The sequence below is a fragment of the Streptomyces sp. NPDC102437 genome (genome assembly GCF_044765565.1).
Classification (GTDB): Bacteria; Actinomycetota; Actinomycetes; order Streptomycetales; family Streptomycetaceae; genus Streptomyces.
The window spans coordinates 205,484-225,347 of record NZ_JBIWKI010000008.1 but is presented as its reverse complement, the minus strand read 5'-3'; the positions used below and the strand labels follow the sequence as shown (position 1 = coordinate 225,347).

Annotated in this window: 18 protein-coding genes and 1 pseudogene; 5 read left to right on the top strand and 14 right to left on the bottom strand. The window is 70.1% G+C overall.

The features are described 5' to 3' along the window. Nucleotides 1-12: 12 nt before the first annotated feature. The 9 genes from aroQ to ACIRJP_RS13290 form a co-directional block, all read right to left on the bottom strand. Nucleotides 13-453, bottom strand: a complete 441-nt coding sequence (gene aroQ, locus ACIRJP_RS13330; protein ID WP_266735872.1) for a type II 3-dehydroquinate dehydratase — start codon at nucleotides 451-453, stop codon at nucleotides 13-15. Next, nucleotides 450-2,096, bottom strand: coding sequence for a 3-dehydroquinate synthase (aroB, locus tag ACIRJP_RS13325; protein WP_404172196.1), 1,647 nt, complete (start codon nucleotides 2,094-2,096; stop codon nucleotides 450-452). Before aroB ends, aroQ begins: the two co-directional genes overlap by 4 nt. After that, complete coding sequence (gene aroC, locus ACIRJP_RS13320) at nucleotides 2,093-3,277, bottom strand: chorismate synthase (protein ID WP_404172193.1); 1,185 nt, start codon at nucleotides 3,275-3,277, stop codon at nucleotides 2,093-2,095. Before aroC ends, aroB begins: the two co-directional genes overlap by 4 nt. Nucleotides 3,278-3,422: 145 nt before the next feature. After that, entirely contained in the window at nucleotides 3,423-4,259 is an 837-nt protein-coding gene (locus ACIRJP_RS13315) for a shikimate dehydrogenase (protein WP_404172190.1), read from the bottom strand. Next, nucleotides 4,246-5,940 (bottom strand): endolytic transglycosylase MltG, encoded by a 1,695-nt coding sequence (mltG, locus tag ACIRJP_RS13310; protein WP_404172187.1) that lies wholly within the window; start codon nucleotides 5,938-5,940, stop codon nucleotides 4,246-4,248. Before mltG ends, ACIRJP_RS13315 begins: the two co-directional genes overlap by 14 nt. Before the next feature lie 96 nt (nucleotides 5,941-6,036). Beyond that, nucleotides 6,037-6,522: a Holliday junction resolvase RuvX gene (ruvX, locus tag ACIRJP_RS13305; RefSeq protein WP_266735879.1), complete on the bottom strand. Its 486-nt coding sequence runs from the start codon at nucleotides 6,520-6,522 to the stop codon at nucleotides 6,037-6,039. Next, entirely contained in the window at nucleotides 6,519-9,188 is a 2,670-nt protein-coding gene (gene alaS / locus ACIRJP_RS13300) for an alanine--tRNA ligase (RefSeq protein WP_404172184.1), read from the bottom strand. The genes ruvX and alaS overlap by 4 nt, the downstream gene beginning before the upstream one ends. Continuing rightward, the gene (locus tag ACIRJP_RS13295; protein ID WP_404172181.1) at nucleotides 9,188-9,550 is read right to left on the bottom strand and encodes a DUF6167 family protein; all 363 of its coding nucleotides are present in this window, start codon (nucleotides 9,548-9,550) and stop codon (nucleotides 9,188-9,190) included. The genes alaS and ACIRJP_RS13295 overlap by 1 nt, the downstream gene beginning before the upstream one ends. A gap of 7 nt (nucleotides 9,551-9,557) precedes the next feature. Further along, nucleotides 9,558-10,010 carry a DUF948 domain-containing protein gene (locus tag ACIRJP_RS13290; RefSeq protein WP_404172178.1) on the bottom strand — a complete coding sequence of 151 codons (453 nt, stop codon included), beginning with the start codon at nucleotides 10,008-10,010 and terminating at the stop codon, nucleotides 9,558-9,560. Between the two features lie 191 nt (nucleotides 10,011-10,201). Between ACIRJP_RS13290 and ACIRJP_RS13285 the strand changes: the two genes are divergently transcribed. Next, nucleotides 10,202-10,471, top strand: coding sequence for a hypothetical protein (locus tag ACIRJP_RS13285; protein ID WP_404172175.1), 270 nt, complete (start codon nucleotides 10,202-10,204; stop codon nucleotides 10,469-10,471). A 27-nt stretch (nucleotides 10,472-10,498) separates the two neighbouring features. Here ACIRJP_RS13285 and rpsD read toward each other — a convergent pair whose 3' ends face one another. Further along, nucleotides 10,499-11,113, bottom strand: coding sequence for a 30S ribosomal protein S4 (gene rpsD / locus ACIRJP_RS13280; RefSeq protein WP_072484525.1), 615 nt, complete (start codon nucleotides 11,111-11,113; stop codon nucleotides 10,499-10,501). 188 nt (nucleotides 11,114-11,301) lie between these two features. On the opposite strand from rpsD, the gene ACIRJP_RS13275 reads away from it, so the two are divergent. Next, nucleotides 11,302-12,003, top strand: a complete 702-nt coding sequence (locus ACIRJP_RS13275) for a DUF2470 domain-containing protein (protein WP_404172171.1) — start codon at nucleotides 11,302-11,304, stop codon at nucleotides 12,001-12,003. A gap of 25 nt (nucleotides 12,004-12,028) precedes the next feature. Here ACIRJP_RS13275 and ACIRJP_RS13270 read toward each other — a convergent pair whose 3' ends face one another. From ACIRJP_RS13270 to ACIRJP_RS13255, 4 genes are all read right to left on the bottom strand, one after another. Continuing rightward, complete coding sequence (locus ACIRJP_RS13270) at nucleotides 12,029-13,408, bottom strand: replication-associated recombination protein A (RefSeq protein ID WP_404172168.1); 1,380 nt, start codon at nucleotides 13,406-13,408, stop codon at nucleotides 12,029-12,031. Between the two features lie 66 nt (nucleotides 13,409-13,474). Then, complete coding sequence (locus tag ACIRJP_RS13265; RefSeq protein ID WP_404172165.1) at nucleotides 13,475-14,110, bottom strand: vitamin K epoxide reductase family protein; 636 nt, start codon at nucleotides 14,108-14,110, stop codon at nucleotides 13,475-13,477. 526 nt (nucleotides 14,111-14,636) lie between these two features. Continuing rightward, on the bottom strand, nucleotides 14,637-15,899 hold the full coding sequence (hisS, locus tag ACIRJP_RS13260; RefSeq protein WP_404172162.1) for a histidine--tRNA ligase: 1,263 nt from the start codon (nucleotides 15,897-15,899) through the stop codon (nucleotides 14,637-14,639). 13 nt (nucleotides 15,900-15,912) lie between these two features. Next, nucleotides 15,913-16,599: an MBL fold metallo-hydrolase gene (locus ACIRJP_RS13255; RefSeq protein WP_266917225.1), complete on the bottom strand. Its 687-nt coding sequence runs from the start codon at nucleotides 16,597-16,599 to the stop codon at nucleotides 15,913-15,915. Nucleotides 16,600-16,747: 148 nt separating this feature from the next. Between ACIRJP_RS13255 and ACIRJP_RS13250 the strand changes: the two genes are divergently transcribed. The 3 genes and pseudogenes from ACIRJP_RS13250 (at nucleotide 16,748) to ACIRJP_RS13240 (ending at nucleotide 19,849) form a co-directional block, all read left to right on the top strand. Next, nucleotides 16,748-17,539: a peptidylprolyl isomerase gene (locus ACIRJP_RS13250; protein ID WP_404172159.1), complete on the top strand. Its 792-nt coding sequence runs from the start codon at nucleotides 16,748-16,750 to the stop codon at nucleotides 17,537-17,539. A 196-nt stretch (nucleotides 17,540-17,735) separates the two neighbouring features. Continuing rightward, nucleotides 17,736-18,965, top strand: a complete 1,230-nt coding sequence (locus ACIRJP_RS13245) for a DUF349 domain-containing protein (RefSeq protein WP_266735896.1) — start codon at nucleotides 17,736-17,738, stop codon at nucleotides 18,963-18,965. Nucleotides 18,966-19,244: 279 nt separating this feature from the next. Next, nucleotides 19,245-19,849, top strand: a pseudogene (locus ACIRJP_RS13240) (ALF repeat-containing protein). Nucleotides 19,850-19,864 lie beyond the last annotated feature (15 nt).

Here is a 19,864-nt window from a genome sequence, read left to right as displayed (position 1 = left end):
GAAGCCGGTCCGTCAGCCGGTCAGCTCGTCCGCGAGGGCGCGCAGGGCGAGGCGGTAGGAGCCGATGCCGAATCCGGCCACGGTCCCCGTGGCGACCGGCGCGACCACGGAGTTGTGGCGGAATTCCTCCCGCGCGTACGGGTTCGAGATGTGCACCTCGATCAGCGGGGCGGTGCGCTGGGCCGCCGCGTCCCGCATCCCGTACGAGTAGTGGGTGAAGGCACCCGGGTTGAGAACGACCGGAATTGAACCGTCCGCGGCCTCGTGGAGCCAGCGGATCAGCTCGCCCTCGTCGTTGGTCTCTCGGACGTCGACGTCGAAGCCGAGCTCCTTGCCGAGCGCCTGGCAGGTCTCGACGAGTCCGGCGTAGGACGTGGCGCCGTACACGTCCGGCTCGCGGGAGCCGAGCCGGCCGAGGTTCGGACCGTTGAGGACGAGCACCCGGCGGGTCACGCCGACACCTCCCCGTAGGCGGCCAGCAGCACGGCAGGGTCGGGGCCCTCCAGGACGGTGGGCTTGCCCAGGCCGTCCAGGACGATGAAGCGCAGCAGGTCGCCGCGGGACTTCTTGTCGACCTTCATGTTCTCCAGCAGCTTGGGCCACTGGTCGCCGCGGTAGGTGAGCGGCAGTCCGACGGACTCCAGGACGGCGCGGTGCCGGTCGGCGGTGGCGTCGTCGAGCCGTCCGGCCAGCCGGCCCAGCTCGGCGGCGAAGACCATGCCCACCGAGACCGCGGCGCCGTGACGCCATTTGTAGCGCTCGTTCTTCTCGATGGCATGGGCCAGGGTGTGGCCGTAGTTGAGGATCTCGCGCAGTCCGGATTCCTTCAGGTCGCTGGAGACGACCTCGGCCTTGACCCTGATGGCGCGTTCGATCAGCTCGGCGGTGTGCGGTCCGGTGGGCCTGCGGGCGCCCTCCGGGTCCGCCTCGACCAGGTCGAGGATGGCCGGGTCGGCGATGAAGCCGGCCTTGATGACCTCGGCCATGCCGCTGACGTAGTCGTTCACAGGCAGCGAGTCCAGCGCGGCCAGGTCGCAGAGCACCCCGGCCGGCGGGTGGAAGGCGCCTACAAGGTTCTTGCCCTCGGCGGTGTTGATGCCGGTCTTGCCGCCGACGGCCGCGTCGACCATGGCGAGCACGGTCGTGGGCACGGCGAGCCAGCGCACCCCGCGCAGCCAGGTCGCCGCGACGAATCCGGCCACATCGGTGGTGGCGCCGCCGCCGACGCCGACGATGACGTCGGTGCGGGTGAAGCCGGTCTGGCCGAGCGCCTTCCAGCAGTACGCCGCGACCTCGGCGGTCTTCGCCTCCTCGGCGTTGGGCAGCTGGATGGCGATGGCTTCGTAGCCCTGCTCGGCGAGGTCCTGGCGGACCGCCTCACCGGTCTCGGCGAGCGCCTCCGGATGCAGCACCGCGACCCGCTTGGCACGGTCGCCGATGAGATTGGGCAGCTCGCCCAGCAGCTGCCGGCCGACCAGCACCTCGTACGGGTCGGTGCCCGCGCTGCCTGCGATCGGGATACGGATGAGGCCCTGCTCGGTCATGCGTGTGTTCTCCCGGCCGGGCGCGACGGGGTCGTCCGTGCGCTCCGGCAGTTCCAGTGCGTCGAGGACCGCCTGGGCGACCTCTTCGGGGGTGCGCTCGTCGGTGGCGACGGTCACCCGGGCCACGTCGGTGTACAGGTGGCGGCGGGCATCCATCAGCTCGCGCCACTGCCGGCGCGGGTTGACGGCGAGCAGCGGGCGGGCGGTGTTCAGGCCGACCCGCTTGACGGCCTCCTCCACCTCCATCGAGAGGTAGACGACGGGGCGGCCGGCGAGCAGCTCGCGGGTCGTCGCGTCGAGCACGGCGCCGCCGCCGAGGGAGAGGACGCCGGTGTGCTCGGCGACGGCGGTGTGCACCGCGCGCCGCTCCAGCTCGCGGAAGTGCTCCTCGCCCTCGTCGTAGAAGATCTCCGGGATCGGCTTGCCCGCCGTGGCCACGACGTCCGCGTCGGTGTCGCGGTAGCCGGTGCCGAGGCGGTCGGCGAGCAGCTCACCGACGGTGGACTTGCCGACGCCCATCGGGCCGACGAGGACGATCAGCGGGCCGCTCATCGGATCTGGAGGTGGTCGAGGTACGACTGCACATTGCGGTGGGTCTCGGTGACGCTGTCGCCGCCGAACTTCTCCGCGACGGCGTCGGCCAGGACCAGGGCGACCATCGCCTCGGCGACGATTCCCGCAGCCGGAACGGCACAGACGTCGGAGCGCTGGTGGTGGGCCTTGGCGGGCTCGCCGGTGACGACGTCGACGGTGGCGAGCGCGCGCGGCACGGTCGCGATGGGCTTCATCGCGGCCCGGACGCGCAGCAGTTCGCCGGTGGTCAGACCGCCCTCGGTGCCGCCGGAACGGCCGGAGGCGCGCTTGATGCCGTCCTCGGTGACCAGGATCTCGTCGTGCGCCTTGGAGCCGGGGACCCGGGCCAGGTCGAAGCCGTCGCCGACCTCGACCCCCTTGATGGCCTGGATGCCCATGAGGGCGGCGGCGAGGCGGGCGTCGAGCCGGCGGTCCCAGTGGACGTGCGAGCCGAGGCCGACGGGCACGCCGTACGCCAGTACCTCGACGACGCCGCCGAGGGTGTCGCCGTCCTTGTGGGCCTGGTCGATCTCGGCGACCATTTCCTTGCTCGCGTCGGCGTCCAGACACCGCACCGGGTCGGCGTCGAGCTTCTCCACGTCGGCGGGGGTCGGGTAGACGCCGTAGGGCGCCTTGGCCGCGGCCAGCTCGACGACATGACTGACGATCTCGATGCCGGCGGTCTCCTTGAGGTACGACCGGGCGACGGCGCCGAGCGCGACGCGGGCCGCCGTCTCCCGGGCGCTGGCGCGCTCCAGAATCGGCCGGGCCTCGTCGAAGCCGTACTTCTGCATGCCGGCGAGGTCGGCGTGGCCGGGCCTCGGGCGGGTCAGCGGGGCGTTGCGGGCCAGCGCGGCCAGCTCGTCCGGGTCAACCGGGTCGGCCGACATGACCTGCTCCCACTTGGGCCACTCGGTGTTGCCCACCATGACGGCGACCGGGGAGCCCATGGTGAGACCGTGGCGCACCCCGCCGAGGAAGGTGACCTCGTCCTTCTCGAACTTCATCCGCGCACCGCGGCCATATCCGAGCCGTCGCCGGGCGAGTGCGTCCGCCACCATCTCCGTGGTGATCGGGACGCCGGCCGGAAGACCCTCCAGCGTCGCCACGAGTGCGGGGCCGTGCGACTCCCCCGCGGTCAGCCAGCGCAACCTGCTCAACGGTGCTCCTCATGCTCGCGCCTGGAACTGCAACGGCGCGACCGGGTGCGCGGCCCTGGCCCGCCGCCTTCGATCCTCCCACGGCCGGGGGCCCCGGCCCGCCGCCGGTCCATCAGACGGACGGATCGGCGGGCCGGATCCACGGTCAGCGGGCGGCCAGCGCCTGCTCGCCGGCTCGGCGCATGGCGGCCAGCGGGGCCGGCGAGCGGCCCGTCATCTGCTCGACCTGGAGGACGGCCTGGTGCACCAGGAGGTCAAGACCTCCGATGACTGAACCGCCGCGAGCCGCCCAGGCGGACGCGAGTCCGGTGGGCCAGGGCTCGTACAGCACGTCGAAGAGCGTGCCGGGACGCTCCGGTACGTCAGCCATCAGCCCGTCCGTGGCCCCGGCCGGGGTCGTCGCGACGATCAGCGGGGCACGCAGCGCCTGCGCGGCCTCCGCCCAGTCGGCGATCCGCACCTCAATGCCGAGCCGCTCGCCCCAGCCGCGCATCTCGTCACCGCGCTCGCGGCTGCGGACGTAGGCCGTGACCGGTCCGGTGCAGATCCGCGAGAGCGCGGCGAGCGCGGACGAGGCGGTGGCGCCGGCGCCGAGGACGGCGGCGGACTCGGCCTTCTCGACCCCGCGCTCGCGCAGTGCGGCGATCATCCCTGGGATGTCGGTGTTGTCGCCGGTCCGTCGGCCGTCCTCGGTGAGGACGACCGTGTTGACGGCCTCCACCGACGACGCGGTCTCACTGATGGAGTCCAGCAGCGGGATGATCGCCCGTTTGAGCGGCATGGTCAGCGAGAGCCCGGCCCACGTACGGTCCAGGCCCTCGACGAAACCGGGCAGCGCCTGCTCGTCGATCTCGAACCGGTCGTACGTCCAGCCGTCGAGGCCGAGTTCGGCGTACGCGGCCCGGTGCAGCACCGGCGAGAGCGAGTGCGCGATGGGCGAACCGAGGACGGCGGCGCGGTGGCGCCGATCAGCCGAGGCCATGCTTTTCCTTGAACTTTTTGTTGAGTTTCTCGTGTTCGGCGGCCGTCTTGGTGAACTGGGTCTTCTTGCCATCGAGCGAGATGAAGTACATCCACCCGTCACCGGTGGGGCTGAGCGTGGCCCGCAAGGCTTCGTCGCCCGGATTGCTGATCGGGCCCGGCGGAAGTCCCGCATGGTAATAGGTGTTGTAGGGATCCGGGTTGGTCAGGATCTCATTCGAACTGATCTTGATCTTGCTCTGCTTATTGAGGTAATTGAAAGCGGAGTCGAATTGGAGCTTGCGGTTCGTGGCGATGTTGTCGGGCTTCAAGCGGTTGTAGACGACTTCGGCCATCTTGCGGAAGTCGTCGTGCGTGAGCCCCTCCGCCTGCACCAGGCTGGCGACGGTGAGCACCTGCCACGGGCCGTCCAGCTTGTACTTCTTGGCTGCGCCTTCGAGGTCGAGTTTCTCGTATTCCTGGTTGGACCGCTCGACCATCTTCTTGAGAATGGCCTCGGGCTTGGTTTCCTTCGTCACCGGATACGCGGCCGGGTAAAGGAATCCTTCCAGCGGATCCTTGATGTCCTTGTTGTCGCTCGCCCAGTCCGGCAGACCGAGGTCGGACGCATCGGACTTGGCGATGCCCTTGGTCGTGCCCGCCTTGAGGTCCAGCTTCTTGTCGATCAGCTCGTAGATCTGGACGTTGCGGCGTCCCTCGGGAATCACGAGAAGGTTCTGGCTGTTCGGGTCGACCATCATCTTCACGGCCTCGGCCGCGGACATCTTCTCGTGGAGGAGGTACACCCCCGCCTGGATCGACTTCCCCTTGGGGTTCTCGCCCTGCGCGGCGACGAACGCGTCGACGCTCTTGACCACACCCTGCTTCTTGAGGATGTTGCCGATGTCGGTCCCGAACGCGCCCTTGGGGATCTCCACCTCGACCGACCCTGAGCCGCTGCCCGCATAGTCGGGCGCCGCGCCGAACTTGTCCTGCCAGTACGTGTAGCCGAAGTAGCTCACCCCGCCGAGGCCGCCGACCAGGACCAGCGAGACGACCAGGCAGGCGCTGCCGCTGCGGCTCTTCTTCTTGCCCTTGCCGCGACGCTCATTGCCGCCCCGGCCGCCGCGGCGTGACTCACGCGGGTCGTCGTCACGCTCGTCGCCATTGTCGTCACGGTCGTCGGCGCCCGTGAAGAACGGGTGGGTCTCCTCCGGCTGGACCTCCGGGTCCCAGTCGGGAGTCTGCGTCGGGGCCTGCTGGGGAGCGGCCTCACGACGGCCCGGGGGCTGCGGCGGCGGGTAGGCCTCCGGCGTGCCGTAGTGGTCCTGCGTCTCGCCGTAACCGCCCTGTCCCCCGCCGTACGGGTCGGCAGCCGACTGGGCGTCGTACGGCATCGCGGCGGGCTGCTGACCGGTGCCCCAGCCGCCGGTGTCGTACTGCGGCTGCTGGGGCTGCTGCGCGTACGGGTCCGGCTGGACCCCGTAGCCGGGCTGCTGCTGATACTGCTGCTGTGCGTACGGGTCCTGCGCCTGCGGCGGCTGCTGCTGCGCGTACGGATCGTGCGGGTAGGGCTGCTGCTGCTCGCCGCCGTACTGGTTCTGGCCGTGGGCGGGCTGCTGTCCTCCCCATCCCTGGTCCCCGTACAAGGGGTCCTCGGGATGCCACGGTTCGGAGCCGGGGCCCCGGCCATACTCAGTCATCGATCCCCTAGAGCCGCGAGACGACATTCCGCCTCTTTGCTGTGCGGTGTTTGTTCGAAGCACCGCCGCATCGCGCGGAACGTTACCGTATCGCGATCAGACAACCACTTCGACGGCTTCGCCCGGGGCCCGGCCCGACGCCCGTTCGGACTCCAGAGCGTTCTGAAGGATCACCACAGCGGCAGCTTGATCGATGACGGATCGGCCTTTCTTGGACTTCACGCCCGAAGCGCGCAGCCCCTGACTGGCCGTAACTGTGGTCATCCTCTCGTCCACGAGTCGCACCGGAATGGGCGCGACCGCGCGGGCGACCTCCTGGGCGAAGACCCGGATCTTGGCGGCGGCGGGTCCCTCACCGCCGCCGAGGGACCGCGGCAGACCGATGATGATCTCGATCGGCTCGTACTCCTCGACGATCTGCCCGAGCCGCCGGTGGGCCGCCGGGACATCGCGTCCCGGAACGGTCTCCACCGGCGTGGCGAGGATCCCGTCGGGGTCGCACGAGGCGACCCCGATCCGGGCGTCCCCGACATCGATCGCGAGACGACGACCGCGGCGCATCTGCGTCATTCCCGTCGTCACGCCGTCTCGGTGACGAGGCGTTCGACGGCGGACACCGCGGCACCGATGGCCTCGGGGTCCTGACCGCCGCCCTGGGCGACGTCCGGCTTGCCGCCACCGCCGCCGCCGAGGGTCTTGGCCGCGGTACGGACCAGGTCACCGGCCTTGAGACCGCGCTCGCGGGCGGCCTCGTTGGTGGCGATGACGGTCAGCGGGCGGCCGTTGGCCGTGGTGAACAGGGCCACGACGGCCGGGCGGCCGCCCTGGATGCGGCCACGGACGTCGAGTACGAGCTTGCGCAGGTCGTCGGCGGACGTGCCGTCGGGGACCTGGCCGGTGACCAGGGCTACGCCGCGTACGTCCTTGGCGGACCCGGCCAGTCCGGCGGCGGCCTGGAGGACCTTCTCCGCGCGGAACTTCTCGATCTCCTTCTCGGCGTCCTTCAGCTTGCCGAGCATTCCGGCGATCTTCTCCGGGAGCTCCTCGGGGCGCCCCTTGACCAGCTCCTGGAGCTGAGCGACGACCGTGTGCTCCTTGGCGAGGAAGTTGTACGCGTCGACGCCGACGAGGGCCTCGATGCGACGCACGCCGGAGCCGATGGACGACTCTCCGAGCAGCTTCACCAGGCCCAGCTGGGCGGTGTTGTGGACATGCGTACCGCCGCAGAGCTCCTTGGAGAAGTCGCCGATGGTGACGACCCGGACCCGCTCCCCGTACTTCTCGCCGAACTCGGCGATGGCGCCCTGCTTCTTGGCCTCGTCGATCGACATGACCTCGGCCTGCACGTCGAGTTCACGCGAGAGCACGTCGTTGATCTTCTGCTCGACGTCGGTCATGACCGAGCCGGGAACGGCGTTCGGCGAGCCGAAGTCGAAGCGGAAACGGCCGGGCTGGTTCTCGGAACCGGCCTGGGCGGCCGTCGGGCCGAGAGCGTCGCGCAGGGCCTGGTGCGTGAGGTGCGTGGCGGAGTGGGCGCGGGCGATGGCACGGCGGCGCTTGACGTCGATGGAGGCGAAGACCGGAGCGCCGACGGTGACCTCGCCGACCTGGACGACACCCTTGTGGACGTGGACGCCGGGGACCGGCTTCTGGACGTCGCGGACCTCGATGACGGCGCCGGTGTCGAGCCTGAGCCGGCCCTGGTCGGCGATCTGGCCACCACCCTCGGCGTAGAACGGGGTGCGGTCGAGGACGACCTCGACCTCGTCGCCCTCGGAGGCGGCCGGGGAGGACACGCCGTCGACGAGGAGGCCGACGATGGTCGACTCGCCCTCGGTGGCGGTGTAGCCGGTGAAGTCGGTGGCGCCGGAGCTGTCGGCGACCTCGCGGTAGGCGGACAGGTCGGCGTGACCGGTCTTCTTGGCGCGGGCGTCCGCCTTGGCGCGGTCCCGCTGCTCCTTCATCAGGCGGCGGAAGCCCTCCTCGTCCACCGAGAGGCCCTGTTCGGCGGCCATCTCCAGGGTGAGGTCGATCGGGAAGCCCCAGGTGTCGTGGAGCAGGAACGCCTTGTCGCCGGCGAGGACCTTGCCGCCGGTGGCCTTGGTCTCGGTGACGGCGGTGTCGAGGATGTTGGTGCCGCCCTTGAGGGCCTTGAGGAAGGCGGCCTCCTCGGCGTGGGCGACGGTCTCGATGCGCTTGCGGTCGGTGATCAGCTCCGGGTACTGCTGCCCCATCGTCTCGATCACGACGTCGACCAGGGCCTTGACGACCGGTCCGGTGGCACCCAGCAGCCGCATGTTGCGGATGGCGCGGCGCATGATCCGGCGCAGCACGTAGCCGCGGCCCTCGTTGCCCGGCGTGACGCCGTCGCCGATGAGCATCACGGAGGTGCGGATGTGGTCGGCGACCACACGGAGCGAGACGTCCGAACCGTGGTCGGCGCCGTAGCGGACACCGGTCAGCTCGGTGGCCCGGTCCATGACGACGCGCAGGGTGTCGGTCTCGTACATGTTCTGTACGTCCTGCAGGATCATGGCGAGGCGTTCCAGGCCCAGACCCGTGTCGATGTTCTTCGACGGCAGGTCGCCGAGGATCGGGAAGTCCTCCTTGCCGTCACCGGCGCCTCGCTCGTACTGCATGAAGACGAGGTTCCAGATCTCCACGTACCGCTCGTCGTTGACGGCCGGGCCGCCCTCGACGCCGAACTCGGGACCGCGGTCGTAGTTGATCTCGGAGCAGGGGCCGCAGGGGCCGGGGACGCCCATGGACCAGAAGTTGTCCTTCTTGCCCAGCCGCTGGATACGCTCGGCCGGCACACCGATCTTGTCGCGCCAGATGGCCTCGGCCTCGTCGTCGTCGAGGTAGACCGTGATCCACAGCCGCTCGGGATCGAGACCGAAGCCGCCGTCCGCCACGGAGCTCGTCAGAGCCTCCCAGGCGTAACCGATGGCGCCTTCCTTGAAGTAGTCGCCGAAGGAGAAGTTGCCGCACATCTGGAAGAACGTGCCGTGCCGGGTGGTCTTGCCGACCTCTTCGATGTCCGGCGTACGGACGCACTTCTGCACGCTGGTGACGCGCGGGGCGGGCGGCTTGACCTCGCCGAGGAAGTACGGCTTGAAGGGCACCATGCCCGCGGGGACCAGCAGCAGAGTCGGGTCGTCCGCGATGAGCGACGCCGAAGGGACGACGGTGTGACCGCGCTCCTCGAAGAAGCTCAGCCAGCGGCGACGAATTTCAGCCGACTCCATCAGTGGTCCTCATTCCGGTTGTACGACGTGTAGGGGAGCTTGCGGTATTCGGTGGCCCCGAGGGGCCTTTCGGGTCCGAGGGGCTCGGACGCCTCGACGACGTAGTGCCGCCGCACGGGGAGGTCCGGATCGACCGGCGCCTGAAGGCCCAGCGCCTCGCCCAGTTCGGCTTCGCGTCGCGCCATGGACTCACGGACGTCCAGCGCGAAGTCCTTGAGCTTGTGCCCCGTCTCGATCGCCCGGTCCGCGGCCTGCGCCGCGAGGCTCTCGGGGGTCAGCTGCTTGAGTTTCCGGTTGACCTTGGCGGTGGCCCAGACGCCGGCGGCGGCGCCTGCGGTGAACCAGAACGTACGGCGGAACATGGCTGCGTCAGTCCTTCGATCCGCGGGAGTTTCTGCCGTTGCGCTTCCTGCCGCGTGCCGACGGCACGGTACGGCCGACGACCACGGCCCGGCGGGCGGGTTCCGGTGAGGGGTCGGCCTTCCGGCCGATCGCCCGCCGTACCCCGTAGCCGAACGCGGCGACCTTGACGAGCGGGCCGCCGAAGGTCGAGGCGACGGTGGTGGAGAGCGCGGAGGCGTTCGAGGTGACTTCCTGGACGTCCGTGGCGATCGCGTCGACCTTGTCGAGCTGGGTCTGCGCGGAACGCACGGTCTCGGAGGCGTCGGCGAGCAGCGGGACCGCCTGTTCGGTCACGTCCGCCACGAGCTTGGTGGTCGCCCTGAGCGTCTGGGCGAGCCTCACCAGCACGACGGCGAGGAACGAAACCAGGATCGCCCAGAAGACGGCCACCAGGATCCCGGCTACCTCTCCACCGGACACAGTGCACCGCTCTCTAGCTTGTCGCTGTCTCTGTCTGTCTCTCCGGCGACGGCCGTCGCAGCGGCCGGTCGTCGTCCCCCGAGCCTATCGCGCCGGTGGTCACACCCCGTACCGCATTACCCGCGGAAAAGGCGGGCGTTGCCATAAGGAGATTGCACGGAGAGCTTTCACGCCAGTACTCTGCGTGACTCATGCGACGCCCCCAGCGCTCTGTTCCGGTGCACTACGGGCAGCCTCGGATGCACTGCGAGGAGCCGGCCCGCCGGGCGCTGGGCGACAGCCGGTACGATGCCGGGCTGCGCGCGGGCGGGCAGCTGGATCCGGACGCGGCGGTGGCCAGGGCCCTGGCGAGCGGCCCGGCGGGCTGCCGGGAGACTCCTGGGCGGCTGCCCGGAACCCTGCCGCCCCGGGAGAACGCGGAGGCCCGCCGCCTCCCGTACATCCGGGAGGGGCGGGCCTGAGCGCTGGTGAGAGCGACTACGCCTGGATCAGCGGGCGTAGTACTCGACGACGAGCTGCTCGTCGCAGATCACGGGGATTTCCTTGCGGTTCGGGTCCCGGTCAAGGCGGAAGGCCAGGGCCTTCAGGTTCACCTGCAGGTAGCGCGGGGTCTCGCCGTCGGGGGCGTAGCCACCCTCGCGGGCCACCTGGAAGGGGTGCTTGTCGCGGCTGCGCTCGCGGACCATCACGATGTCGTCGGGACGGACGCGGAACGACGGCTTGTCGACCTTGCCACCGTTGACCTCGATGTGACCGTGCACGACCATCTGACGGGCCTGGTAGATGGTGCGGGCGATGCCCGAACGCAGAACCAGCGCGTCGAGACGGCGCTCGAGCTCGACGACCAGCGCCTCGCCCGTCTTGCCCTCGGCCTTCTTGGCGCGGTCGTACGCGCGCGCCATCTGGCGCTCGCTGATGTCGTACTGCGCACGCAGACGCTGCTTCTCCAGCAGACGGACCTTGTAGTCCGAGTTCTGCTTGCGGCCACGGCCGTGCTCGCCCGGCGGGTAGGGGCGGGCCTCGAAGTACTTGACGGCCTTCGGCGTCAGCGCGATGCCGAGCGCGCGGCTCTTCTTGACCTTGGGACGCGACTGGTTAGGCACGTTCTCCAGACCTCCGTTGTAGGTTAGGTTAGGCTCACCTTACTTAAGGAGATCGCATGTCTCGCCCGGGGAACACCAGTCACATCACGGACAGCACTGACAGCGTCGACACCCCTCGGGGTGCCGATACGACGGAGGACCGATCAGATCGTGGTCAGCCGCGTCCCGGCGGGCTTGAAAACACTCGGATGCCGTCAGCAGCCGAGCGCACACGAACTCTCGTACAGAGTACCTGCTCGTCGGTGCTGCTCATCCCCGGGGTGGACGCAGCGGCCTGGGACCAGCTGATGCCGCTCACCCGAAGCGTCGGTCCCGACGGGGATCTGTTCCTGGAACTCCCCGCCGATTCCCCGGTGGTACGGACCGCGACACACGCCGAGGACGACGAACTGTCGGCTGGGCTGGAGCTCACGGACGTAGCGCCGGTATCCGTCCCGCACCGCATCCGCGGCCGCGCATGGGTCTCGGGCCGGCTCACCACCGTACCCGGCCTGTCGGGGCCCGGCCGGATGACGCTCAGGCTGGAGACGGGCGAGGCGTACGTCGACGATCTGTGGGGCGCCGAGGAGGTTCAGCCGGAGGCATTCCGGGACGCGACGCCCGATCCGCTGATCGAGCATGAGGCGGAGCTGCTGCAGCATCTGCACGCGGCGCACGGCGAGCAGCTGGCGACGCTGTGCGGGCTGCTGGGCGACCGGACGGAGGGCCGCTGCCCGGCCCACCTGCCTTCCGTCGTGCCGCTCGCGCTGGACCGGTACGGGCTGCGGCTGAGGCTGTGCGAGGACCGGGGGCAAAGCTACGACGCCCGCTTCGAATTCCCCGCTCCGGTGCGGGACGTCGACGAACTGCGCGAGGCGATGTACGCGCTCTTCGAGGCCGCGGCGCACTGAAGGGGTGGCGCGACCCCGCGCGGCCTCAGCCCGCGGACGTGCCGGTGCCGTCGCCGGCCGTGCGGCCGAGCCGCTCGCGGACCCGTTCCACCACATCCGCGTAGCGCGCCTCCGCGCCGTAGCGCGTGGGCTGGTAGTAGTGCTTGTCGCGCACCGCGTCCGGTGCGTACTGCTGGGCGGCGATGCCGCCGGGGACGTCGTGCGGATACACATAGCCCTGGGCGTGGCCCAGCTTGGCGGCGCCCTTGTAGTGGCCGTCGCGCAGATGGGCAGGAACGGGGCCCGCGAGCCCCTTCCGTACGTCCTCCTGGGCGGCGAAGATCGCCAGGGTCGCCGCGTTGGACTTGGGGGCGAGGGCCAGGGCGATCGTGGCATGGCTCAGGGTCAGCGCCGCCTCCGGGAAACCGATCATGGCGACCGCCTGGGCGGCCGCGACGGCGGTGGGCAGCGCCGTGGGGTCGGCGAGGCCGATATCCTCGCTGGCCGAGATCATCAGCCGCCGGGCGATGAACCGGGGGTCCTCCCCCGCCTCGATCATCCGGGCCAGATAGTGCAGCGCCGCATCCACGTCCGAACCGCGGATCGACTTGATGAGCGCGCTCGCCACGTCGTAGTGCTGGTCGCCGTCCCGGTCGTACTTGACGGCCGCACGGTCGACGGTCTCCTCCAGGGTCAGGAGGCTGATCTCCTTCTCCTGCTTGGCCAGCGCGGCACCGGCCGCGGCCTCCAGCGCGGTCAGCGCCCGGCGGGCGTCGCCGCCCGCGATCCGCAGCAGATGCGCCTCGGCCTCCTCCGGCAGCGTCACCGCGCCGCCGAGCCCCCGCTCGTCGGTGAGCGCGCGCCCGAGCAGTCCGCGCAGATCGTCGTCGGTGAGCGATTCCAGGGTGAGCAGCAGCGAACGGGACAGCAGCGGCGAGATGATCGAGAAGTACGGATTCTCGGTGGTCGCCGCGATCAGCGTCACCCAGCGGTTCTCCACGGCCGGCAGCAGCGAGTCCTGCTGCGCCTTGGAGAAGCGGTGGATCTCGTCGAGGAAGAGGACGGTCTCCTTGCCGTAACCACCGGTGGCGCGGCGGGCGCCCTCGATGACCGCGCGCACCTCCTTGACGCCCGCGGTGATCGCGGAGAGTTCGACGAAGCGCTTGTTGGTGGCCTTGCTGACCACGTACGCCAGAGTCGTCTTCCCGATGCCGGGCGGGCCCCAGAGGATCACCGACGACGGCCCCGCCGGCCCGCCGTTGCCCTCGCCGACCAGGCGGCGCAGCGGCGAGCCCGGCTTGAGCAGATGCTGCTGGCCGACGACCTCGTCAAGGGTGCGGGGGCGCATCCGGACAGCCAGTGGGCTGCTGGACGGGTCCTTCTCCTGGCGGTCTTCGGCTGCTGCGGTAAAAAGGTCGGGCTCCACGTTTTGAAGCCTATGCCACGGCACTGACATCCCTCCCGGGCCGGGCGCCCGGGAGGGACGGGCCTGTCAGCTGGTCCAGAAGTCCCACCAGCGGGTCAGGACCAGCATGCCGATGATGCCGATCCACAGGGCCGGCAGCACCCAGTGGAACTCCGTCAGACCGTTGCGCAGCCAGCTCGGCGCGGGAATGATCCGGTGCTTGATGTTGTGCGTGGTGACGTAGCAGAACATGAAGATCGTGGCGACCCAGGCCAGGCAGCACCAGAGGCAGAGCGAGTTGATGTTGTAGAGCGACTGGTACTGGAGCCAGGTGCAGAAGCCGACGCCGAACAGCGTGCCGGCGTTCATCCCGAGCCAGTACCAGCTGCGGAAGCGGGCGCCGGCGAGCAGTGCCAGCCCGATTCCGATGATCACGGGGTAGGTGGCCATGCCGAGCATCGGGTTCGGGAAGCCGAACGCGGCCGCCTGCTCGCTCTTCATGATGTTGCCGCACGCGACGACCGGGTTGAGGCTGCAGCCCGGTGTGAAGTTGGGGTCCTCCAGCAACTTGAACTTGTCGATGGTGATGACCCAGGCGGCGAGGAGCCCGGCGGCACCCGTGATCACCAACAGCAGTGCGAACGCCCGACTGCCGCCGATGGTCCTCTTCCCGCCGTCCTCGTCCTGTTCGGAGGAGGGATGGTCAACCGCTGCAGTCGTCATATCGCCGTTCCATCAGTGAGTGGCCTGCTGGCACGGTCATTGTGCCGTACCACGGCGCAGCTCTTCTGTTCGATGGACATAAAGGTGTACCCAAAGGTCTGCGCGCGACCGGCGCGGAGCTCAAGGGCCGCGTGAGGCTCCGCGCCATGGCCGAACTCGCGATGGCAGCACGCGTACCGGGGAAGCACCACGGCGAAATGGCCTGCGTGAACGGCCCGGACCTGGGGATCCGGCGGGGCGAGGTGTTCGGGACCCCCGGGCCGAACCGGCCGGGAAGAGCGCGGGCGTGGAGAACCCGCAGGGTCGTCGCGGCCGTGCCGAAAGGTCGGTCACGGTGCCCGGCGTCGATCCGGCCGCCGTTGGCGCTCCCGGTTCGGCCGCGCCTGTCGGGATGAATCCGGACGCGCCGAGTTGACGGTACGGGAGGCGGTGGCGCACTCCGCCCGCTGCCGGAGAAGGCCGGGGCCGGACGTGACTTCGGGGTGGCCGACGGGAAGATCCCGTCGGCCACCCCGACGACGACGCCTCAGGCCAGGCGTTCGCGGACCGCCTCGACCACGCCGGACAGCGGCACGGCCGTCTGCTCGCCGGACTCCATGTCCTTGAGCTGGACGACACCGTCGGCCAGGTCGCGCTCGCCCGCGACGACCGTGAGGCGGGCCCCCGACCGGTTCGCGCTCTTCATCGCGCCCTTGAGGCCGCGGTTCCCGTACGCGAAGTCCGCCGCCACGCCCTCGCGGCGCAGCTGCGTGACGACGCCGAAGAGCACCCGCCGGGCCTCCTCGCCGAGCGGGACCGCGAAGACGCTGGTGGCGGCGGGCAGTTCGAGCTCGATGCCCTCCGCCTCCAGTGCGAGCACCGTACGGTCAACGCCGAGCGCCCAGCCGACCGACGGGAGCGCCGGTCCGCCGATCATCTCGGACAGACCGTCGTAGCGGCCGCCGCCGCCCACCGCGGACTGCGAGCCGAGCCCGTCGTGGACGAACTCGAAGGTGGTGCGGGTGTAGTAGTCGAGGCCGCGGACGAGCTTCTCGTCGTCCTCGTACACCACGCCCGCCGCCGAGAGCAGGTCGCGCACCTCCTCGTGGTACGCCTTGCAGGCGTCGCAGAGGTAGTCGCGCAGCACCGGGGCACCGGTCAGCTGCTTCTGCACCTCGGGCCGCTTGTCGTCGAGGACCCGGAGCGGGTTGATCTCGATGCGGCGGCGGGTCTCCTCGTCCAGGTCGAGCTCGCGCAGGAAGCCCTGGAGCGCGTCCCGGTAGACGGGACGGCATTCCTTGTCGCCCAGCGAGTTGAGCAGAATGCGGAAGTTCCGCAGGCCCAGCGCGCGGTACGCCTGGTCGGCCAGGATGATCAGCTCGGCGTCCAGCGCAGGGTCCTCGGCACCGATCGCCTCGGCACCGACCTGCGAGAAGTGGCGGTAGCGGCCCTTCTGCGGGCGCTCGTAGCGGTAGTAGGAGCCGGAGTACCAGAGCTTCACGGGCAGGTTGCCGAGCTTGTGGAGGTTGGCCTCCAGCGCGGCACGGAGCACCGAAGCGGTGCCCTCGGGGCGCAGGGCCAGCTGGGAGCCGCCCTTGGTGGTGAGGGTGTACATCTCCTTGGTCACGATGTCGGTGGACTCACCGACACCGCGCGAGAAGAGCGCGACGTCCTCGAAGCCGGGGGTCTCGATGTAGCCGTAGCCGGAGTTCTTCAGGGGTGCGGCGATGGCCTCGCGCACCGCGAGGTACTTGGCGGAGTCCGGCGGGGTCAGGTCGTACGTGCCCTTGGGGGCCTTGAAAGTGCTCACGGGATTTCTCTCGTCACATTCCTCGTCGGGGCGCGTCCATGCCGTTCAGGAACGGATTCGAGGCGCGCTCACGGCCGATGGTCGTCTGGGGTCCGTGGCCGGACAGCACCACGGTCGAGTCGTCGAGCGGCAGGCACACACGGGCCAGCGACTCGAGCAGCTCGGCGTGGTCGCCGCCGGGCAGGTCGGTGCGTCCGACGGAGCCGGCGAAGAGCAGGTCGCCCGAGAAGAGGATCTGCGGAACATCCGCGGCCTCGGGCATCCTGAACGTCACCGACCCCTTGGTATGGCCGGGCGCATGCGCGACACCGAACTCCAGACCGGCCAGCTTCAGCAGAGCGCCGTCGCTCAGCTCCTTGACGTCGTCCGGCTCCCCGATCGTCAGCTCGCCCATGAGCGGCATCCCGATGGAGCGGCCGAGGGCCTTCTCCGGGTCACTCATCATGTAGCGGTCCTCGGGGTGGATCCAGGCGGGGACGTCGTGCGCGCCGCACACGGGGACGACCGAGGCGACATGGTCGATGTGGCCGTGGGTCAGTACGACGGCGACGGGCTTCAGCCGATGCTTCTTCAGTGCTTCCTCGACTCCGGCCGCGGCCTGGTGGCCCGGGTCGATGATCACGCACTCCTCGCCTGCGGCCGGGGCGACCAGATAACAGTTGGTCCCCCAGGCCCCTGCGGGGAACCCGGCAATGAGCACGATCGTCCTTAATGGTCGTCCGACGGCGGATTGCGACTGAGAAGGTCGCGGCAGTTCAGAGCCTACCGGCGCTCCTCATTCCACAGCTAACCCATATACGGTACGGGGCAGCCAAGGCCCATCACACGACCTACAAGGAGATCACCCGGTGGTCAGCAGCGATCAGCGGCGGCGGCAGCTCGCCAGGGAGAAGTTCGAGCGGCAGCAGCAGCGCCGGGAGGAGGCCCGCCGCAGGACGAGGCGGCTGACGGCCGTCATCGCGTCCGGGGTGGCCGTGGTGGCGGTCATCGGTGTGGGCTCCTATCTGGCCCTCGACGACGACGGCAAAAAGGACAAGGCGGACGCCGCCGCGAGCGCGGACCCGTCGGCCGACGCGTCGCCCTCGCCCAGCGAGAGCAAGGCGCCCGAGCCGGCGATGAAGATCGACAAGAAGGCCGAGTACGCGATGTCGCTCAAGACGAGCCAGGGCGACATCAAGTTCACGATGGACGCGGCGAAGACCCCGCACACCACGAACTCCTTCAAGTCGCTGGCCGACAAGGGCTTCTTCGACGGCACCAAGTGCCACCGACTGACCACGCAGAACATCTTCGTCCTCCAGTGCGGCGACCCCAAGGGCGACGGCACCGGCGGCCCCGGCTACACGATCCCGGACGAGAACCTGACGGGGCTGGGCAAGGCGGGCGCCGACGGCACGGTGACCTACCCGGCGGGTGTGGTGGCGATGGCCAACGCCGGCCCCCAGACCGGCGGCAGCCAGTTCTTCCTGGTGTACAAGGACAGCAAGCTGCCGCCCAACTACACACCGTTCGGCACGATGGACGACGCCTCGCTGAAGGTCGTCAAGGAGATCGGTGCGGCGGGTGCGGAGGGCGGCGCCCCCGACGGTGCGCCGAAGAAGGCCGTGGAGATCACGAAGGCCGCTGTCGACAAGTCGTGACCGGCCCGGGGCGGCCGGCCCGGCCCTGACAGGTCCTGGCGCGGGACGGATTTTTTTCGGCCGCGCTGAGTGCGGACAGCCGGGCGGCCGGTCGCCTAGATTGGCGTTGTGCAGGGCGGGCGCTGCCCGCCCCAGGAAACTGTGGACGATGCCAGGGGGGCGAACCCCCTCGCGGGCATCAGGTGGAGGAGGCGCTGTGAGCAGCGACCCGTGGGGCCGTGTCGATGAGACCGGCACCGTGTACGTGCGGACAGCCGACGGCGAGCAGGTCGTCGGATCGTGGCAGGCGGGTTCCCCCGAGGAGGCTCTGGCCTACTTCGAGCGCAAGTACGAGGGCATTGTGGTCGAGATCGGCCTCCTCGAACGGCGGGTGAAGACCACCGACCTGTCGGCGAAGGACGCGACGACCGCCATCGAGCATCTGCGTCTGCAGGTGGACGAGCATCACGCCGTCGGTGACCTCGACGCTCTGCGCAAGCGTCTCGACGCGCTCGTCGCGACGGTCGACTCGCGGCGCGAGGAGCGCAAGGCCCAGAAGGCGAAGCAGACCGACGAGGCGAAGCAGGCCAAGGAGGCTCTGGTCGCCGAGGCCGAGGAGCTGGCGCAGAGCGAGCAGTGGCGCTCCGCGGGCGAGCGGCTCCGTGCGCTCGTCGACACGTGGAAGGGCCTGCCGCGGCTCGACCGCAAGTCCGACGACGAGCTCTGGCACCGGTTCTCGCATGCCCGCTCGGCGTTCTCCAAGCGCCGCAAGGCCCACTTCGCATCGCTGGACGCCCAGCGCGAGGAGGCCCGCAAGGCCAAGGAGAAGCTGGTCGTCGAGGCGGAGTCGCTCTCCGGTTCCACCGACTGGGCCGCCACGGCCGCCCGCTACCGCGACCTGATGACGGAGTGGAAGGCGGCGGGCCGCGCCCAGCGCGAGGCCGAGGACGAGCTGTGGAACCGCTTCCGCGGTGCTCAGGACGTCTTCTTCGCCGCCCGCAGCGAGGTCTTCGCCGAGCGGGACGCGGAGCAGGGCGAGAACCTCAAGCTGAAGGAGGAGCTCGCGGTCGAGGCCGAGCGGCTGGTGCCGGTGAAGGACCTGAAGGCGGCCAGGGCCGCGTTCCGGGCCATCAACGAGCGCTGGGAGGCCATCGGCCACGTACCGCGTGACGCCCGCCCGAAGGTCGAGGGGCGGATGCACGCGGTGGAGCGGGCGCTCCAGGAGGCCGAGGAGTCGGAGTGGCGGCGGACGAACCCGGAGGCGCGTGCGCGCGCCGCGGGTCTGACCGGTCAGCTGCAGGCGGCCGTGGACAAGCTGCGTTCGCAGATCGACACGGCCCGCGCCTCTGGCAACAACGCCCGCGCCGACAAGCTCGCCAAGGAGCTGGAGGGCCGGCAGGCGCTGCTGGACCAGGCGCTCAAGGGCCTGGAGGAGTTCGGCGGCTGACGCCTCCTGACTTCGCCCGAGGGGCTTCTCCGCGTTCGCGCGGGGAAGCCCCTCTCGCGTGCCAGTGCGTACGTGGCGCTCGCCGTCTCGCAGTGATGTGGTCACGGTGAACTGCTGCAGCGGCGACCCGCTGCGCGCAGTCGGCAGCGAAGGGTCGTGACGACTGCCGGAACCGGGCAGTGACCCGGGCCGGGACAGGAGCGATGATCTCCGCACCGGCGCGCTTCGTGCGGCTGCCGGATCCGCCGAGATCACTACGTCCTTGAGGCAGGTCCACCGATGAGAATGACCCGCGCCGCCCTGACCGTCGCAGCCACCGCTCTGGCCCCGGCGCTGTTGCTGACCGGCCCGGCCTTCGCCTTAGGGGAGGCCTCCCCGGCCGGTGCCGCGGCCACGGCACCGGCGGCCGACGGCTCCGGCACCCCGGTGGACGAGATGTCCGACGACGACCTCCGGATCGCGATCCTGCGCATCCTGGCGGACGAGGACAGCGGCAAGAGGGTCGTCCGGGAGGCCAACGAAGCCCTGGACATCGGCACCACGGAAGCCATGCGGTACTTCCTGGAGACCGGCTACCCCCTGGCCCAGGCCGAGGACGACCAGGTCGCCCTCTTCCGCATCCTCGCCGACCCGGACTCGGGCAAGCGCGTCACCAAGGAAATCAACCAGCTCCTCGACAGCGGCACCCCGCAGGACATCCGGCAGTGGCTGGAGACCGGTTACCGCCTCGCCCAGGCCGAGGACGACCGCGTCGCCCTCTTCCGTATCCTGGCCCGCACGGACATCAGCGAGCGATGCGCGCGGCGGTCGGCGAGGCGATCGACGGCACGCCGGAGGAGATGCGGTACTTCCTGGAGTACGGGCAGTACGAGGTCGACGCGTAGCCGGGCGCCGTCCCC

Bases quoted from the DNA above. Each gene is read 5' to 3' on its own strand.
- mltG (WP_404172187.1), bottom strand. From the start codon at position 5,940: ATGACTGAGTATGGCCGGGGCCCCGGCTCCGAACCGTGGCATCCCGAG.
- ACIRJP_RS13285 (WP_404172175.1), top strand. From the start codon at position 10,202: ATGCGACGCCCCCAGCGCTCTGTTCCGGTGCACTACGGGCAGCCTCGG.
- ACIRJP_RS13295 (WP_404172181.1), bottom strand. From the start codon at position 9,550: ATGTTCCGCCGTACGTTCTGGTTCACCGCAGGCGCCGCCGCCGGCGTC.
- aroB (WP_404172196.1), bottom strand. From the start codon at position 2,096: ATGAGCGGCCCGCTGATCGTCCTCGTCGGCCCGATGGGCGTCGGCAAG.
- alaS (WP_404172184.1), bottom strand. From the start codon at position 9,188: ATGGAGTCGGCTGAAATTCGTCGCCGCTGGCTGAGCTTCTTCGAGGAG.
- ACIRJP_RS13315 (WP_404172190.1), bottom strand. From the start codon at position 4,259: ATGGCCTCGGCTGATCGGCGCCACCGCGCCGCCGTCCTCGGTTCGCCC.
- ACIRJP_RS13265 (WP_404172165.1), bottom strand. From the start codon at position 14,110: ATGACGACTGCAGCGGTTGACCATCCCTCCTCCGAACAGGACGAGGAC.
- ACIRJP_RS13275 (WP_404172171.1), top strand. From the start codon at position 11,302: ATGCCGTCAGCAGCCGAGCGCACACGAACTCTCGTACAGAGTACCTGC.